The following is a 281-nucleotide window of genomic DNA, read 5'->3' on the forward strand; positions in this document are numbered from 1 at the left end:
GTGTATAAGAGACAGCCTACGGGAGGCAGCAGTGGGGAATTTTCCGCAATGGGCGAAAGCCTGACGGAGCAATACCGCGTGAGGGATGAAAGCCTGTGGGTTGTAAACCTCTTTTCTCAAGGAAGAAGTTCTGACGGTACTTGAGGAATAAGCATCGGCTAACTCTGTGCCAGCAGCCGCGGTAATACAGAGGATGCAAGCGTTATCCGGAATCACTGGGCATAAAGCGTCTGTAGGTTGCTTGTCAAGTCTGCTGTTAAAGATCAGGGCCTAACCCTGGA

The 281-nt window shown here is 51.2% G+C and carries 1 rRNA gene; it reads left to right on the plus strand.

Features of this window, described 5'->3' with window-relative positions:
- A 16S ribosomal RNA gene (locus ACTHSL_RS13480) occupies positions 1 to 281 on the plus strand; the annotation flags it as partial.

Origin of the sequence: Neisseria sp. P0008.S010 (assembly GCF_051962715.1) — a bacterium.
Lineage (GTDB): Bacteria > Pseudomonadota > Gammaproteobacteria > Burkholderiales > Neisseriaceae > Neisseria > Neisseria elongata.